Origin of the sequence: Formosa sp. A9 (genome assembly GCF_051200825.1) — a bacterium.
In the GTDB taxonomy this organism is placed as follows: domain Bacteria; phylum Bacteroidota; class Bacteroidia; order Flavobacteriales; family Flavobacteriaceae; genus Formosa.
Window position 1 is genome coordinate 1592085 of sequence record NZ_CP195158.1, and the last position, 16258, is coordinate 1608342.

At 35.6% G+C, this 16258-nt stretch carries 15 protein-coding genes and 1 other RNA gene; 5 read left to right on the forward strand and 11 right to left on the reverse strand.

The features are described 5' to 3' along the window. Positions 1 to 3: 3 nt before the first annotated feature. The 3 genes from ACR9EA_RS07210 to ACR9EA_RS07220 form a co-directional block, all read right to left on the reverse strand. On the reverse strand, positions 4 to 1563 hold the full coding sequence (locus tag ACR9EA_RS07210; RefSeq protein WP_435139165.1) for a hypothetical protein: 1560 nt from the start codon (positions 1561 to 1563) through the stop codon (positions 4 to 6). A gap of 84 nt (positions 1564 to 1647) precedes the next feature. Continuing rightward, entirely contained in the window at positions 1648 to 2043 is a 396-nt protein-coding gene (locus ACR9EA_RS07215) for an acyl-CoA thioesterase (RefSeq protein ID WP_435139167.1), read from the reverse strand. A gap of 3 nt (positions 2044 to 2046) precedes the next feature. Next, on the reverse strand, positions 2047 to 3084 hold the full coding sequence (locus ACR9EA_RS07220; RefSeq protein WP_435139169.1) for a glutaminyl-peptide cyclotransferase: 1038 nt from the start codon (positions 3082 to 3084) through the stop codon (positions 2047 to 2049). Positions 3085 to 3171: 87 nt separating this feature from the next. Between ACR9EA_RS07220 and ffs the strand changes: the two genes are divergently transcribed. Next, an RNA gene (gene ffs, locus ACR9EA_RS07225) (signal recognition particle sRNA small type) lies at positions 3172 to 3270 on the forward strand. 319 nt (positions 3271 to 3589) lie between these two features. Beyond that, positions 3590 to 4726, forward strand: coding sequence for an acyltransferase family protein (locus ACR9EA_RS07230; RefSeq protein ID WP_435139171.1), 1137 nt, complete (start codon positions 3590 to 3592; stop codon positions 4724 to 4726). A 54-nt stretch (positions 4727 to 4780) separates the two neighbouring features. On the opposite strand, the gene ACR9EA_RS07235 is transcribed toward ACR9EA_RS07230, so the two are convergent. The 8 genes from ACR9EA_RS07235 to ACR9EA_RS07270 form a co-directional block, all read right to left on the reverse strand. Further along, entirely contained in the window at positions 4781 to 6787 is a 2007-nt protein-coding gene (locus ACR9EA_RS07235; protein WP_435139173.1) for a DUF2264 domain-containing protein, read from the reverse strand. A 12-nt stretch (positions 6788 to 6799) separates the two neighbouring features. Continuing rightward, positions 6800 to 8107 (reverse strand): BNR repeat-containing protein, encoded by a 1308-nt coding sequence (locus tag ACR9EA_RS07240; RefSeq protein ID WP_435139175.1) that lies wholly within the window; start codon positions 8105 to 8107, stop codon positions 6800 to 6802. 17 nt (positions 8108 to 8124) lie between these two features. Beyond that, a complete protein-coding gene (locus ACR9EA_RS07245; RefSeq protein WP_435139177.1) occupies positions 8125 to 9342 on the reverse strand; it encodes a glycoside hydrolase family 88 protein in 1218 nt (405 codons plus the stop codon). A gap of 125 nt (positions 9343 to 9467) precedes the next feature. Beyond that, positions 9468 to 11153: a pseudouridine synthase gene (locus tag ACR9EA_RS07250; protein WP_435139179.1), complete on the reverse strand. Its 1686-nt coding sequence runs from the start codon at positions 11151 to 11153 to the stop codon at positions 9468 to 9470. 84 nt (positions 11154 to 11237) lie between these two features. After that, positions 11238 to 11654 (reverse strand): gamma-glutamylcyclotransferase family protein, encoded by a 417-nt coding sequence (locus tag ACR9EA_RS07255; RefSeq protein ID WP_435139181.1) that lies wholly within the window; start codon positions 11652 to 11654, stop codon positions 11238 to 11240. Positions 11655 to 11790: 136 nt separating this feature from the next. Beyond that, a complete protein-coding gene (locus ACR9EA_RS07260) occupies positions 11791 to 12348 on the reverse strand; it encodes a carboxymuconolactone decarboxylase family protein (RefSeq protein ID WP_435139183.1) in 558 nt (185 codons plus the stop codon). Positions 12349 to 12410: 62 nt separating this feature from the next. Then, positions 12411 to 12974 carry a TetR/AcrR family transcriptional regulator gene (locus tag ACR9EA_RS07265; RefSeq protein WP_435139185.1) on the reverse strand — a complete coding sequence of 188 codons (564 nt, stop codon included), beginning with the start codon at positions 12972 to 12974 and terminating at the stop codon, positions 12411 to 12413. Positions 12975 to 13055: 81 nt separating this feature from the next. Continuing rightward, a complete protein-coding gene (locus ACR9EA_RS07270) occupies positions 13056 to 13835 on the reverse strand; it encodes a peroxiredoxin-like family protein (protein WP_435139187.1) in 780 nt (259 codons plus the stop codon). 388 nt (positions 13836 to 14223) lie between these two features. On the opposite strand from ACR9EA_RS07270, the gene ACR9EA_RS07275 reads away from it, so the two are divergent. The 3 genes from ACR9EA_RS07275 (at position 14224) to ACR9EA_RS07285 (ending at position 16185) form a co-directional block, all read left to right on the forward strand. Continuing rightward, positions 14224 to 14790: a cysteine hydrolase family protein gene (locus tag ACR9EA_RS07275; protein ID WP_435139189.1), complete on the forward strand. Its 567-nt coding sequence runs from the start codon at positions 14224 to 14226 to the stop codon at positions 14788 to 14790. Positions 14791 to 14916: 126 nt separating this feature from the next. Further along, positions 14917 to 15543 carry a hypothetical protein gene (locus ACR9EA_RS07280; protein WP_435139191.1) on the forward strand — a complete coding sequence of 209 codons (627 nt, stop codon included), beginning with the start codon at positions 14917 to 14919 and terminating at the stop codon, positions 15541 to 15543. A gap of 219 nt (positions 15544 to 15762) precedes the next feature. Continuing rightward, on the forward strand, positions 15763 to 16185 hold the full coding sequence (locus ACR9EA_RS07285; protein WP_435139193.1) for an HYC_CC_PP family protein: 423 nt from the start codon (positions 15763 to 15765) through the stop codon (positions 16183 to 16185). Positions 16186 to 16258: the final 73 nt, after the last annotated feature.

The following is a 16258-nucleotide window of genomic DNA, read 5'->3' on the forward strand; positions in this document are numbered from 1 at the left end:
TTATTAATCTTCGGTGTCGAAACTTGTATGCTGATAAGCGCCTAAATCTGGTGTTGTAGTACGATTTACCTGAAGAATATCTAAAGGAACTTGATTGGCAAATGTAGAATTACCTTGATCTATTGCAGCCGAATTTTCACCTGTTATCAATGCGTTTTGATCTGCATTTTTAAAGTCTGGAGTGTCGTTAAAAATCATGTTTTCATAATGTGTGGCATCATCAAAATTGTAGTTTGGTCCATCAAATGTATTCGATGATGTTTTTTGAAAGCGGGCTAAACAATTCGTGAATTTAAAATTGAAGCTTACCGCTTCGTCTTCAATTTCATCTACAATAAATTCTGGGTTATCGTTGCCAAAAATGATACAGTTGTTAAAATTAGCTTCGACTAAGTCGGCTAAATAGGCTGTGTTTTCTTCATCTAACTCAAAATTATTAATGAGCAAGGCTGGGTATTGTCTAAAGCTTGTATTCCAATAGTTGGCAATCGTGCTGTGTGTAACGTTGTACTTGCCGCCCAATGTAGCCGCAAAAGAGGATTGTCCGCTATTGTTTATTACCATATTAGTAGCGGTTATAGACGTATTTCTTCCAAAAACGCCAAAGTTACTACTGTTATATATTTGTGTGTTGTTTAATTGAAGTTTGTTGTCGTTAGGGTTGCCTTCGCTTAAAATACCAATGGTAGCGTTTTTTATGGTTGTGTAATTAAATTGGTTGTTTTTACTGTCGTTAAATAACCAAATGGTGCCCCATTGCCCTGGAATATCCGAAAAATCGGGTTCTAAACGGTCGCCTTCAAAAATAACTTCGTTGTCTAAAGTTTCGCGGTTATTACTATAAGCGCCATTAACCTGTAAAGACGCACCCTCGCTGACAAATAAACCTGAATTCGCATGAAAATGTAAGCGTGCACCTGCATTAATGGTTAAGGTTTGGTTATTGGGTACCGCTGCGTAGCCATAAATAACATAGGGTTTGTTGTTGGTAAAGGTTAATTCGTTTTCGGTTAAATAGCGGCCTTGTATGTCGGTTTCTATCGTTTTGCCATTAACATTTATAGTTAAGGTTTCAATTAAACCATCGTCGCCTTTGCTTGGGTAAATGAATGTGGCATCTTTAACCAGTGTTACCAATTCTATGGTTTGCTGGTTAGAGCCAGCATCAAATTCTATTTTATCGGTGTATAAATACGTGCCTTCAGGATTGGCAAAGTTGTTGTAATCTATGGTCGTTTCAATAAAAACATACATGCTGTCTTTGGCTAAAAGCTCGACATTTTGAAATGATTTTCCTGATAAACCATCAACATTTAAACGGTATCCAGAAGCTTCGCCACGCGCTAATTGTAAAGTAGGAATAACAATATCTTTATTGCTATTGTTGTATACTTTTAAATTATAGGTACTAGAACCAATATTGGTAAAAACGGTATCTAAATACACAGTGTCTTTGGAAAAAGTAAGCTGACCCGTACTTGGTGCGAAGTCGAAATCTTTACGGCACGAGCTCCAAAGCAATAAAAAAATTAAACAAGATGTAAAGTAGATGATGCGTTTCATAAAAAGAAAAGTGCCTAGTTTAGGTTTAGTGGTAAAAATATAATTTTTGTACGATACAGACCGATTAAATGTTTAAAGTTATGGCTATTTGTTTTGAAAAATGGCTTTTACGTCTTCTGGTATTCTTGTTGGGCGTTTGGTTTGCGTATGTATAAGGCACCAATGGGTTTCGGCAGTGAGTAAAAGTTTGTTAGTGTTTGTATTATAAATATCTACAACACGAATAGATTTTACGCCAACTGCTTTTTTTATATAGGTTTTTAATAGGAGCTCGTCGCCTAAAAGCGCTTCAGCTTTATAAAAAATATGATGCTCTATAACCACCCAAATGTACAATTCCTGCATAGTTGCAGTAGCCGCATTTTGCCAATGCGCCTTAGCGACATCCTGAATCCATTGTACATAACGCACATTGTTTACATGGTTAAGATCGTCTAAGTCTTCTGGTGTTACGGTAACTTTTAGCTGATGTGATGTCATAGATTATTGTTTCGGCTTAACTGTTACCTCAAACAATTTATCCCAACGTTTTCCTGTTACAAAAAGCGTGTTGGTTTTAGGGTTAAAGGCCATACCATTAAGTACATCTAAACCTTGGTGCTGGGTTACTTTCTTTTTTAGTGGCGTAAAATCTATTACACCTTCTACAGCACCATTTTTAGGGTTAATAATAGCAACACCGTCTTTTTGATAAATGTTGGCATATATTTTTCCGTTAATCCATTCCAGTTCGTTTACACGCCCAATCTTACCTTTGTTGGTGTATACTTGTATGTATTCTTTTTCTTCAAGTGTATTGGGGTCTAAAATCCAGATTTTTTCGGTTCCATCACTTTTGTAAATCACGTTGCCGTCGTTACAAAGTCCCCAACCTTCTTTACTGTTATTGTACTTAAAGCTCGATGTTTTTTCGAGAGTGTTTATGTTATATACAAAACCGGTTCCTTTTTGCCATGTTAATTGATATAAGTTCTCATTTAAAATGGTTAATCCTTCTCCAAAATATTCGTTGGCCAGATTAATGTTTTTTAAGACTTCGCCAGTTTCGTAATCTACTTTTCTCAGTTTAGATTCTTTGTATTGGCCGGTGCTTTCGTATAAAGTATCGTTGTAAAATTCGAGTCCTTGTGTGTACGATGTAATATCGTGGGGATATTCGTTAAGCAAATCGAAACTATATACCGTAGGGTGCTGGTCGTTTAAAATGAGCAAGGGTTGGGTTACCGATTGGGTTTCGCCATTGGTGTGTACTTTGGCTTTTAGGGTGTGTTTTCCTAATTTATGCTGATTCAAATTTGTGGTTTCGGTAATTCTTTGATCGTTTAAATAATACGATACAGAATCTATTGGAAGGTTTTTCGGATTTTTTATCGTCAGATTTAGGGTCTCATGAAGCGAAATTCCGTTACCAGGGGCATTGGTTTTTAATAAAAAATCACTTTTTTTTTCGCCAGTGCTACTTCCGCAAGACCATAGCATCAAGCTTAATAATATGATAGTGAGTGTGTTGTTTGTTTTCATTCTGAAATTAAAATTTTAAGCAAGTTATTTATTTAAAATCAGTTTAAAAAATCATTGCGAAAAAATAAAAAGGGTGTATCTTTGCAGCGGCAAGTCCTACACAACCAGCTCCTGTTGAATCCTCCAGGGCGGGAACGCAGCAAAGGTAAATGGTCGTAGCGGTGTGATGTAGGTAGCTTGCCTTTTTTTATGCCTTAAAGTTTCACGAAAATTCTTTTTCATTTAAGGTGTTTGGCTTCTCTCTTACACAGTTTAAAATACATTTCATTGGTCTTAGTCGTTAGTTAAAACTATGCACTTTTAGTGTAAGACTTTCAGTTTCTATAAATGTTCTTGCGCTACGAATGCACGAATATTTAACATGGTTTTTATAAAGAATATTCGTGTATTTGTGACTAAAATGGAAATATAAAATCATAAAACGCAAAAATATATTTATAAAAATTGTTTAAATGCGATTAATTTTGTTCAGAAAGTAATTAGTTAGTTTACTATAGTAAAGGTTATGACAAATAGAAGTATTGAATTAAAAACAAAGCCACATTATAAAATTTTGGATGGTTTGCGAGGTATAGCCGCAATTATTGTTGTCCTTTTTCATGTATTAGAAATTCACTCAGGAGGAGACCATACAAAACAGTTAATTAATCATGGTTATTTGGCTGTAGATTTTTTCTTTATTCTTTCAGGTTATGTAATAAGTTATGCTTACGATGATAGGTGGGATATAATGTCTCTTGGGCATTTTTTTAAACGTAGAATTATCCGCTTACAGCCCATGTTGATTTTTGGATCTATTTTAGGAGCATTGTTGTTTTATTTCCAGGATTCTGAAATTTTGGGATGGGGTAGAATTTCGGATATTCCTTCTTGGAAAGTGTTGTTAGTTACACTTCTTGGTTGTTTTCTTATACCTGTGGGAAAAGGTCTTGATGTAAGGGGATGGAATGAAATGTTTCCATTAAATGGACCAGCATGGACGCTTTTTTTTGAAGAAATTGCCAATATTTCTTATGCATTTATTTTACGGAAGCTTTCTAATAAAATTATGCTAGTGTTAGTATTGGTGGCAGCCGGATTTACTTTACATTACGCTTTAACCAATATTCATGGAGATATAATTGGAGGCTGGGCAATTGATGATCCGGTTCAGTTAAAAATTGGGTTTATTCGTTTGTCATTTCCTTTTTTAGCAGGAATTCTGCTAGCGAGAACAGTAAAATTGAAACAAATAAAAAATTCTTTTTTATATACGTCCTTTCTTTTAATTTTTTTCTTGTCTATCCCTAGGTTGGGTGGTTACGAGAACTATTGGATAAATGGGTTATATGAATGTTTTTGTTTAATGATAGTTTTTCCTTCTATTGTTTTGTTGGGAGCTAGCGGGCAAGTTAAAGGTAAAGTGGCGCAAATTTGTAAGTTTTTAGGCGATATTTCTTATCCTATTTATATTACCCATTTTCCTGTGGTTTACATTTATATGGCCTGGGTTTCAAATAATAATTACACTTTAAAAGATAGTTGGCCATTCGCTGTATTAACTTTCGTTATCTCTGTTTTATTGGCAGTTTTTGTTATGAAACTGTACGACATTCCAATTAGGACATGGTTGAAAAACAAATATTTATTAAATAAAAAGTAACACGAAATAGTTCTAAATTTAGTTTATGAAGAATTTTTTCGTTTAATCTTTAAGTTAAAAAGATATTGTTTTAATATCTCCGTTTTTCATTATTACTGTTATTTCATCTTTGTTTTCAACCCATTGTTTAATAGGCATTAATTCTTCGTTACTCCAAGTTTCGCCTGAGGCTTTCCAGAGTAACAATGTAGAAAATACGGTGTTGCGTTCGGGCAGATAATTTGCGCTAACATTTAAAAGACCACTTGTATTTGCTGTAGGGTGTAATCCTTCGGTTTCAATATATTCAATATCTTCCCAGCCTTTTAAGTTTACCATAGCGAGTTGGTAAACACCGTTATCTATAATGGCAATATCGTGTCCATCTATTCGTTTTAGCGTATAAACAATGTCTTGGTTTAAACGTGGTAAGGCATAGTGGCCTAACCGCATTGGTATTGGAGTTTTACTGTTATTAATATCTATTCGTAAAATACCGTTTGCCAAAGGAATGTCTGCTAATTGCATTTTTACGTTTTCATCGGTCTCTAGTACGGCATTTCTGTAGTAGATACCGTTTTTAAACGCTTTAAAGTCGTATAACCTAAAAACTTCCCAGGTGTTGTTTTGGTTTTTGAAAGCGTAATTCATAGAGACCTCTCCAGAATTGCCATCGGCTTGCCAAGGAAAAGCACTGTTGTAAGCTAGTTTATTATAGTTTTCAGACGAACGGAATTTCTGCCAATCGTCGGCTACTTTTTCGTGGCACCAAGCACGTAGTTCTGATGCTCCGCTATTGGGGTAATCTGTAATTAGCAGATTTGATTGTTCTTGAAATGTGTTGTAAACGCGATTTTTTTCGAATTGATGCTCCCAAGGGCCATTGTTTTCTGTCGCATTCCAAAACGGATTATCGTCGGGAATTAAGAGGCCTAAAAATGCTTTTCCCATCCAATATACACTACCGCGACAACTATAATTTTGAACAGCGGGTTCAAAATGGCCATAAAAGCCTAAGGTTGGTACGCCATCTTCCAAAAAATCGGGCTGAGATAAAAATTGAAGCAATACTCCCGATGCTATTCTGCGCATCCATCCATAATTAATATCTTTATGTTTTAAGGTTCCCAAAAAGGGCAGTGGACTTATAGAGGCAAAGCGGTAGCTTATGCTGCGCCCGTACATGATCATTTCACCATTTTCAGAAAATAAATAGGGGTAATTATCGGCCATATCGGCAAAATTGTTCGTAAAGGCTTTGGCGGTTTCTGGCAAATATTTGTTGCCATAAAACTCGGACCATAATATGCCGTATAGTTGAAAAGCCCACATGCTGTAGTAATCGTAGGCCGGTGCATCGTTATACCAACCATCGGCACGATATTGTTTTAACGATAAGTCTAAATACGATTGTAACAGATTGTCGTTTATAGCGAATCCTTGATCTTTAAAGAAACTTAAAATAAAAATGTTAAAAAAGCGCCAGTTAGAAGGCACGGTTGGCCCATTACCATAACTGAGCATGGTGCGAGCTATGTTGTCTTTTTCTTGTTGAGAGAGCGGTTCCCAAATGGCTTCGGGTGCTATAAATAACGAAATAGCCAAAGCGCCAAACTCCACCAAAATTTGAGTAGGCCCTTGGTCTGGAGTGCGCGGTGGAATATAAGCATCACTATCTGGGTTTAGTAAATTTAAAATTTGATGTCTGTAATATCGGGCAACTTCAATATTGTTAATTATTAAATCGGGTTCGTCTTTTAATAGTGGTGCCGCCACAAATAAGGTTCTACATAAACCTTCTAATTTTTCGGTAGGGATTTGGTCTTGGTTTTGCGGATAACTTTTGCCAGGAAGTTTAGGGAATTTCATGGCATCGGTATAAGTATCTATATAAGTAAAAGCACCTTCTAATAGGTATAAGGCAGCAGCTTTCCAATGTGTTTTTGTCATTCCCGTATAAGGACTTTTTACCAAATCGGGCTGTTCTACATGAAAAACAGAATCTTTGTCAGATTGTGTTTGAGCAGTTAAACACAGACAGGCAAACAGAATTAAGATGAACGTTATACTTAGGTTTTTCATTGTGTTTTGCTTTTATAATTTCCAATCTAAAACGTGCACCATACTACTATCTATTTCAGAAAGCCCTTCACTATCAATTTGATATGTTTTTTGAAGAAAGAGACTTAGTATGTTTTGTGTTTTCCATAGTTCTGAATCTAAGGTAGGTTCCCAAGCCCCATAGTCGTCGTGAGTAAGATCTGTAATTTGCCAAGGGCTTTTTATAGGAATAGTATTATAAGCTACCGAAACTTTATTTGCACGTTCTTCATCTCTAAAAATTACAAATACCTGATTGGTTTTGTTCACCACAATTTGTGGTCTGGAAATAGGAATGGCTTTGGTACCTAAACCACTAAGACTAAAAGAGGTTTTTCTAAACTTAAGGTTTGTAGTTGTCCAATTGTTCTGCTTGTAAACCACACGAAATTGTGGCACCTTACTTACGGTATCTCTCCAATAACTTACAATATAAGGGTTGCCATTTTGGTCGGTTGTCATAGAAGTTTGATTAATAAGTTCGCTATGTTGCGGAATGTGCTGAATGATTTCAGCACTACTTTCTGTAATAGGAAGTTGATAGGTTTTGCCAGTCGATTTCTGCCAAGTTTTGCCACCATCCTTAGAGCAGGCATAAGCCAAATCGTGATTGCTAGCAACGTCGGGAGTTTCACGCCAAACCCAAGAAACATGTATTTGGTCTTGAGGGTCTACATACGCTTGCCAGTATGCATTCCGAAGGCTCTCCCCATCAATTAAATTATCTTGAACACGTTGCCAAGTCTGCGTTTGTGTGTTGTAGCGATTTATAACCAAATTACCATTGCCAGAGCCACCATCTCTGTAAAAAAATAAAAGATTGCCATCTTGTAAGGCATAAAATTCGGGGTAACTAACGTGCTGCTCGTTACGGCCTATCATAGCCATAGCATCGTCCATTTGTAAGGAGAAAGGTGCTATACTTTTGGTGTAATTAAGCGGTGTATTGTGGTTTCCCCATGCAAGGTGTAAAAACCCATCACCATCTACCATAATACTAATGGAATTGTGAGCATCTTTAGTGTTGGCGGTGTATGGTGTGGTATGGGTTTCCCAATTGGTACTATGCAAGAGGCGTTTGCCCAACACGACTTGTCCTGTTTTATTGTAATAAGCAGTGTATTGATAGTTACCGTGAGTAACTAAAGCATTTTTTCTGAAAATAACGGTATTTATTGAATTTTTAGCCCAGCCATGACCAACTTGAGAAATGGTGGTTTTAGGTGGATTTTGAAATGAGGTTCTGTGGCAGGAAGTTGCTAATACAGCAATAAATATATAAGTGAGGTACGATTTTAACATGGTGGAATATTCAGATATTATTGAAGCGGTTTTACTTTATTTAAATACCTTAATAAGGCTTCAACATAATAATAATCGGCATACGATAGCGGCACATCTACTTCGGTATTATCGGGCATATTGCCAACACAATGTTTTATAATAAATCCGCCTAGTTCTCCTTGATTGGCAAAATATTTGGGAGATGAAAGACTTTTTAGCATTTGTTCTGCCGTGCTAAAATAGATGTCTGCTTCATTTTTTGGAGCGTATTGTTGGAGTTCTAAAAGGGCAGAAGCTATAATGGCCGCAGCCGAAGCGTCTCTCTTGGCCGAAGGAATATCGGGAGCATCAAAATCCCAATACGGAATTTTATCTTCAGGAAGATTGGGGTGATTCACAATAAAATCGGCTATGCCCAAAGCATGTTTTAAGTATTCGGTGTTTTTGGTATAGCGATACATGGTCGTGTAACCGTAAAGTCCCCAAGCTTGCCCACGTGCCCAAGCAGAAGTGTCGGCAAACCCTTGATCGGTATTTTTCATTTCTACTTTTCCACTGATAGTATCATATGATACTACATGATAGCTGCTGTAATCTGGTCTAAAATGTTGTTTTAATGTGGTATTGGCATGGCTTAAAGCTATTTGTGTGAATTCGGGGTTGTTAAAATGCTTGCCAGCCCAAAGCAGCATTTCTAAATTCATCATGTTGTCTATAATTACAGGATATTGCCACTTATCGTTCCATGGCGCAGGATCCCAAGATCGGATGGTTTGTGTTGTAGGATGATATCGGGAACTTATAGATTGCGAGGCTTGGTTTATTACTTGAGCATAAGTAGAATTTTTGGTAAGCTGATAGGCATTGCCAAAACTACAAAACATCATGAAACCTAAATCGTGTGTCGTGGTATTGTATTGTTCCTTTTCGAGTTCTGTTAATTTTTTTTCAGCTGTTTTTAGAAATAAGGAGTCCGATGTGCCTTCAAATAAATAGATCAAGGTGCCTGGATAAAACCCGCTGCACCACCAACCCGAATCGCTTGTTCTTAAGGTATCGTGGCTAAAGGTAGTTGGAAATTCATTTTCAGGAACTGATTCAGATAACAAGCGATAGTGATCGGCTGCGTTTTGTAAACTTCTGTCAGCCCAAGTCGGTGCCTCCTTTTTAGTGTTCGATTTATGGTCTGTTTTACAGCTTGTAAATTGAAAGGTGATACTAACGCAGAGTATTAAAAGAGTTGTTTTGTACATATAGCTTATTATTGTTTTTTCAGTTTGCTTTCTACACAAAAATAGATGATTTTTACGGGTTACTAAAACAATACAATCGAGATGCTTGAGTTTAGGGCGATTACCCTTATTACATCATTTATCCCCTAAAAAGGAGCATCGCATTGCATGGTAAGTTGTTCTTTAGTTGCGGGGTGAACAAAACTGATGCGTTCGGCATGTAAATGTAAACGGTTTGCATGTTTGCCATAAAGGTCGTCTCCTACAATAGGTGTATTGAGTCCGTTAATATGAGCTGCATGTACACGTAGTTGGTGTGTGCGTCCAGAAATGGGGTAGAAGTAAACCCGAGTGCGACCATTTGCTATGTCAATCACGCGATACTTGGTTTTGGCAGGTTTACCATAATCGTAACAAACCAATTGTTGCGGTCTGTTATCCAAATCGACACGTAGCGGTAAATCTATAAGGCCTTCAGTTGTTTTTAAAATGCCATCTAAAAGTGCTACATACCTTTTTTGAACGCTACGTTCTATAAACTGTTTTTGAAGCTGCTTGTGTATGCGTTCGGTTTTGGCGACTAGTAATAAACCAGAAGTCGACATGTCTAGACGATGAACCAATAATGGCCCTTTTGCATTAGGTAAATATTGTTTTAATTGACTTAAAAGAGATGTATTTTGGGTTTTTCCAGGTACAGATAAAAACTCGTGAGGCTTGTTTACAAGAAGCAAATGCTCGTCTTCAAATACAATATTTAATGCCTTATTTTCGCTAATGCTGTTTGTAATGGGGTTTGGTTCTACGGTTAATCCTTGCATCATGTGTCCTAAAATGGGTTCGCATTTACTGCGACAAGACGGGTAGAATTGTTGGTGTTTACGCACTTCGGATTTTGGCGAAGCTCCCCACCAAAATTCAGCCATCGTTACAGGGTGTAATTGGTTTTGGTAAGCAAACTGAAACAATTTAGGCGCTGCACATTCTCCAGCGGCAGCTGGCGGTACACCTGCAGTTGTAGTTTTAAAAATATCTAGTAAATCCTTTTCTTCGCCACGGGCATTTAAAAAGCGATAGTGCTCGTGCAATTGCTTTTGTAAGTTTGCCGATTGCTTGGCGCGTTGTTTTTTTAAACGGAGAATGGGAGCTTTTAAAGCATTAACCTTGTGCTGGGCGTTTTGTAGTGCATTTGCCCAATACAATTTTAATTGTTTTAATTGAATTTGATAGGCTATGCTTTTTTGGTTTAAACTTTCGCTGTAAGCTGAAAAATCATCAGCGTTAAGCGTTAATTGTGCGTTTTCGCGTTGTAGTTTTCGCTGTTGCTTTTTGGTTTTTATTAAGGTTTTTAGCGCTTGTATTTCTTTATCGGAAGTATCGGTAATCTCTTTTAATTCGTGTAATGTAGATATATAATTGGGTGCTGTTTCTAGCTCGCTTATGGTATGATTGAGCTGATTTAATTGAGCTTCACCCTTTTTATAAAATCCAGCTGTGTTTAAGGTGTCGTACACAGGAGGCACAAAGCCTTTTAAATGGTTGCTGTCTGCCAATTTACCTGAAAACGCAGCAATGTAAAACAGTTGGTTTAATTGGTTTTTAACCACCATAATACCAAACATTTTACCAATAACCAATCCGTTCTGTGTGTCGTCTAAACCAAAATTATGAGTAAAATCGGATTGATTTTCTAGATAGTTTTGTAAATCTTTTGCCGCAGTTAAACAAAGCGGATGCGGTGTGTAATAAAACGGAAAGGTAAACGCTGTGGGTAAATCGTTTTTAGAATTTGTATGTAATGGGTGTATTTGTGTATCCGTAAAGGTAAACATAAGGCAGTATTATATCGGCTGTGCAAAGAAACAAAATATACAAGCACGAAAAGAGAAAGACCTTATAGGATGTTTTAAAAAATGTTAAGGAAGCCTGTATTTTCCAGAAGGAATATACTGTAAATTGGTGGTGGGTAAATTGTATAGATACATCCAAGAGATTACTGCAGTATTCTCGGATGTAAACACTGGTATAAGCTCACGTTTATATAAAAATGGTTCTGGTAACAAAGGGTTTATACCTTCATAAATATCGAGTACTTTAAAGACGGTTTCTGTATTATCGAGTTCGTAAATCTGACCATAAACACGATGTTTTTTGTTAGCGCTCAAAACAGCGCCAGGGTAACCATCGACTTCAAAAAGTTTGGCGTGGCAATACCCGTGATCTATAAACTTAGAATGGGCATTTAAAAATAGAGCCATTTCGTGTTTAGATTGTTGCATGAGGGTGCCATACACGAATAAATATTTCGATGTATTTTGTTTGTTATCTTTCATAAGTGGTTGAGCTTAATTTCCTTTAAAAGGAATTTGACTTGTAATTTTTTAAGCATCAATACATACTCTGCAAGATATTATAATTCCCTAAATGTAACAGTCAATAAGATTACATTTAGGGAAATATATTGATGGATTAAACAAATTTTTTGAATCCTTCATCTAAAGGTGTTTCGGCAATAGAGTTGGTGTAATTACTAATGGTTTTTTGAGCCAATCCTAATACGATGTCAAGTAATTGCCTTTTGGTAAAACCAGCGTCGTAAAAAGCCTCTATTTCGTTTTGTGGTATGTTGCCTCGGTTTCTTACTATAGATAAGGTGGTGTTTCTTAAAACTTCTAGCTTGTTGTCGGGAAGTTCAGTGTTATTTTTTAAAGCATTTATTATATCGTCATCTATCTGCATACTTTTGGCAATAGCGGTATGTGCAGGTACGCAGTAATGGCAGTTGTGCTCTACATTTATGGTTTGCCAAACTACAGTGAGTTCGTTAGGGTTAAACGACGAATTTGCGAAGAGTTCATGTAAGTTTTGATATGCTTCTAATAAGCCAGGGGCTTCGGCCAAAACGCCATGTAAGTTAGGGACATATCCATAAGCTTTTTTAGACTTTTCAAGTAACTGTTTGCTTCCTTCTGGAGCCGTTTCTGTGTTGTGTACTGTAAATCCAGTACTGTGTTTTGTGGTGTTCATAATTTATAAATTTAATGGATTGTTTATATCTAAACAATCGGTTAGAAATAAGATAAAAAATATTATAGCCCTTTAAAAATGTTTTCTATATAGTGATGTAGTTGTTGAGTTGTAAATGATTTAGTGGCCGAAGATAAACCAAACATTGCGATAATAAGGTAATCGGCCTCTTGGTTAATAAGTGCTGTACTTTTTGAAGAATCTTGTTGCAAAATATTCTTAAATACATTCCGCACACTTTGGGTGTATTGCGTTAAAGTTGTTTTCAGTTGGGCGTCGATATCTGAGCCTAATTCGTTGGCCGTATTCGAGATTAAACATCCTTTGCCAAACTCGAAATCTTTTGAAAAATCAATAAAGTCGTAAAAGTAATTTTTAATACTTGCTATGCCTAGATCGCTTTGTTCCATGCGGTGTATTAAGACATCTAACTTTTGTTTATAACATCTTAAACTTTCTAAAAACACCCCTTGTTTGTTACCAAAACTCGCATAAATAGAGAATTTATTGATGCCCATTTCTTGTTCTAACATGTGCATAGAAGTAGTTTCGAATCCATTTCGCCAAAATAAATTCATGGCTTTTTCGATTACTTCTTGTTCGTTATAGTTTTTAGTTCTGGGCATGTTTAACTGTAAGGGTTACAAATATACTAAAAGCTGTGGCCAAAAGTATATGTACTTTTACGACTTTATTTTATTGATAAATTACTTTTTCATATTTTTTAAGAATGCTGTAAGATCTTTAGGTTCTGCACGGTTTCTGTAGTCGGCATCTATAAATGCGTACGCAATGGTGCCATCTGTATTAATTATATATGTTGCAGCTAAAGGCAGCTCGTTCGAAGCATCGCCGTTATGGGCATTTAAATCGAATTTTTCGTTATATTTTTGGGCTACATCGTCGGTTAATTTGTAAACGACACCGTAAGTTCTTGCCACGTTATTTCCTACATCGCTAAGTACTTCAAAATCCAATTCGTTTTTTTCGCTGGTTTTTAAAGACTGGTCTGGTAATTCTGGTGTTAAAGCTAAAAGATTAGCACCTTCTGCCTTAAAGTTAGGAAGTTCTTCTTGTAAATAGTGTAAATTTATATTGCAATATGGGCACCAGCCGCCTCTGTACCACACTAAAACTACTGGGCCTTGTTGTAAATAATCCTGTAATGTAACGTCTTTCCCTAAGGCATTTTTTAAAGTGAAATTAGGAGCTGTATCGCCCACGTTTTTGGCATGCTCTAACACGCCACTTGTAGCCACAGCATCAAGACCTTCTCGATATGTTTTTTTAATGTTATCGTCGGCTTTTTTGTTGAAATTGCTTTTGCGTTCTTCTAAAGCTTCAGTTTGTGTTGGCTCAGGCTTCGGCATTGCATGTTCTGTAATTGGTTGTTCTGGCGTCATCGTTTTTTGTTCTTTTTTGGTGTTATTACACGAGTGTAATACTGGTAATGCTAGACATAAAGTTAAAATGTGTAGTGCTTTCATAAATATATAAGTGATTAAATATATTCAAAACTAAACAATCGGTTAGAAATAAATTGTAACTTTAACATGTTTTATGATTTTATAACTATTTTAGTTAATGGCTGATAGGCAAATGATTGTTTTTAAAAGAAATGCAGTTACAGATGCGTTTTCAAAAATTAAATATTACAGTTTATATGTGGAGCATTGAATTATTTTTTAAAATTTAAAGTAAAAAATAATGGTGTTGCTCTGCTTTCAAAAGTATTAGAAACAGCATTAAAGTTTCAATAATTATTCGATATTTGCCAAAACCAATTGAATGTAAATAGGCTCAATAGCTTTATGTGTTTTACTGTACTGCTATATTGCTTACAATCAGCTTCAAACGAATTAAACTAACCTATCATTGAAACTACGACATAACCAACCTGCTTTGCTTCTAATAGATGTTCAAAAAGGATTTTTAGACGAAAACTATTGGGGTGGAAGCAGAAATAACAAACAGGCGGAGCAAGTTTGCGGAATTCTATTAGATACCTGGAGAGCTTTAAATTTGCCTGTATTTCATATACAACATAGTTCTAGCGTCACAACTTCTAAACTTCATAAATCTAATCCAGGATTTGCCTTTAACGATGTTGTAACGCCATTACCTAACGAACCTATCATTACAAAACAAGTCAATAGTGCTTTTATTGGTACCAATCTAAAAGCTCAGTTGGATACTTTAAAAATTAACACGTTGGTAATTGTAGGATTAACCACCAACCATTGTGTATCTACTACAGCACGTATGGCCGGAAATTTTGGGTTTAAAACGTATGTTGTTTCAGATGCTACAGCAGCCTTTAACCGTTTAGGTATTAATGGCGAAAGTTACGATGCCGAACTCATTCACTTAACAGCTCTAGCCAATTTAAATGAAGAATTTGCAACGGTATGTACATCCGCTGAGCTTTTGGAATTTTTGTAAATAAAACTACTTAGTGTTACTATAGTTTGTGCTATTAATTAGGTAAGACAAGTCACGAAAATGCCTGTAAAATAGCTATTGCACATATATTTCTAAATAACTAAAACTAAATATTAAACCAAATCTATGAGAATTATTAAAATTACTTTGTTCTGTATTGCTTTATTAACCTTGAATAACTGTGCTTCGGGATATAAAACTATAGCGCCCAAAACAATAAATTATGTTTCTGCTACAGAGAAAGATAGTATAAAACTAGAATATAAATATGATGTATTGTATAAGCGCTACGAAAAAAAAGAAGTAAAAAAAGGTGTAAAAGTAGTAGCTGTTAAAATTACAAACAACTCCAAAAAAGATATCAAGTTCGGTAAGGATGCTGTTTTAATTTACGAAAATGGTAGTACGGTAATGGTCATGGATAATGATAAAGTGTTTTCGACAATAAAACAAAATCCAGCTATTTATTTGTTATATTTATTATTAACACCTATTAATTTATATACTACCGATACCAACTCTAATGGTTTACAGGAAGAAACTAGTAGTTTTCCTATTGGTCTTATTTTAGGGCCAGGAATAGCCGGTGGTAATATGATTGCAGCTAGTACGGCCAATAAGAAATTCAAAACCGAATTAGAAGAATACAAAATTCATGGTCAGATTATAAAGCAAGGCGAAACCAAATACGGACTTATAGGGATTAAGTCTGATACTTTTGAAGCTTTAAATCTTGCAACAAGATCTAATTAAGAAGATTGTTTTTTGATTATGCTGGTAGTAGCTCACTAAAATGTTTGAAGTTTAAATATCGAGGGTTAAAAGCTCTCGATATTTTTTTGTTTAATCTTGCCTGTCGGTAGATAGATTTTAAGTTTTATACACTTATGAAGAATGAAGAATAAAGATTTTTATACGTTAAATTTTTTATACTTAAGTATCGTGTTTTATCATTTTTAATACCTTTGTAAGGTGTTTAAGCAAATCTTACATAAAGTACTAAGCATTAATTTAGCCTGTTTGCTGTTTATTACAACAGCATCATTTGCTATACAAAAGCATTATTGTCACGACAATTTAATGGATGTTTCTGTGTTCGCTTTTCAGGAAGACGAGGGCTGTGTAGATGAGTTACGTTTTGAATCGTGCCATAATACCACAGAAACCGTAAAGTGTTGTATTGATAAGGTTGATGTGTACAATGGGCAGGATATGATTCAGGATCACTTAGACTACGATTTAAGTAAGGTGCAAAAAATCTTTTTCACTGCTTTTGTTTATGTACATCTTAATTTGTTTGAAGATGTTACAGATAAACAAATTACCGAAGTTTTATACACAGCACCTAGTTTTAATGTCGACAGGCAGGTGTTACATCAGGTATTCCTCATTTGATTTTTAAGTTTTTAGTGTTTTGCTAACTGGCGCATGGTATATGTGTTGGAGGCTTATATATTCTATTAACTTA

Excerpts from the sequence above, each read along its gene's own strand:
- ACR9EA_RS07210 (WP_435139165.1), bottom strand. The coding sequence starts at position 1,563 with ATGAAACGCATCATCTACTTTACATCTTGTTTAATTTTTTTATTGCTT.
- ACR9EA_RS07215 (WP_435139167.1), bottom strand. The coding sequence starts at position 2,043 with ATGACATCACATCAGCTAAAAGTTACCGTAACACCAGAAGACTTAGAC.
- ACR9EA_RS07220 (WP_435139169.1), bottom strand. The coding sequence starts at position 3,084 with ATGAAAACAAACAACACACTCACTATCATATTATTAAGCTTGATGCTA.
- ACR9EA_RS07230 (WP_435139171.1), top strand. The coding sequence starts at position 3,590 with ATGACAAATAGAAGTATTGAATTAAAAACAAAGCCACATTATAAAATT.
- ACR9EA_RS07235 (WP_435139173.1), bottom strand. The coding sequence starts at position 6,787 with ATGAAAAACCTAAGTATAACGTTCATCTTAATTCTGTTTGCCTGTCTG.
- ACR9EA_RS07240 (WP_435139175.1), bottom strand. The coding sequence starts at position 8,107 with ATGTTAAAATCGTACCTCACTTATATATTTATTGCTGTATTAGCAACT.
- ACR9EA_RS07245 (WP_435139177.1), bottom strand. The coding sequence starts at position 9,342 with ATGTACAAAACAACTCTTTTAATACTCTGCGTTAGTATCACCTTTCAA.
- ACR9EA_RS07250 (WP_435139179.1), bottom strand. The coding sequence starts at position 11,153 with ATGTTTACCTTTACGGATACACAAATACACCCATTACATACAAATTCT.
- ACR9EA_RS07255 (WP_435139181.1), bottom strand. The coding sequence starts at position 11,654 with ATGAAAGATAACAAACAAAATACATCGAAATATTTATTCGTGTATGGC.
- ACR9EA_RS07260 (WP_435139183.1), bottom strand. The coding sequence starts at position 12,348 with ATGAACACCACAAAACACAGTACTGGATTTACAGTACACAACACAGAA.
- ACR9EA_RS07265 (WP_435139185.1), bottom strand. The coding sequence starts at position 12,974 with ATGCCCAGAACTAAAAACTATAACGAACAAGAAGTAATCGAAAAAGCC.
- ACR9EA_RS07270 (WP_435139187.1), bottom strand. The coding sequence starts at position 13,835 with ATGAAAGCACTACACATTTTAACTTTATGTCTAGCATTACCAGTATTA.
- ACR9EA_RS07280 (WP_435139191.1), top strand. The coding sequence starts at position 14,917 with ATGAGAATTATTAAAATTACTTTGTTCTGTATTGCTTTATTAACCTTG.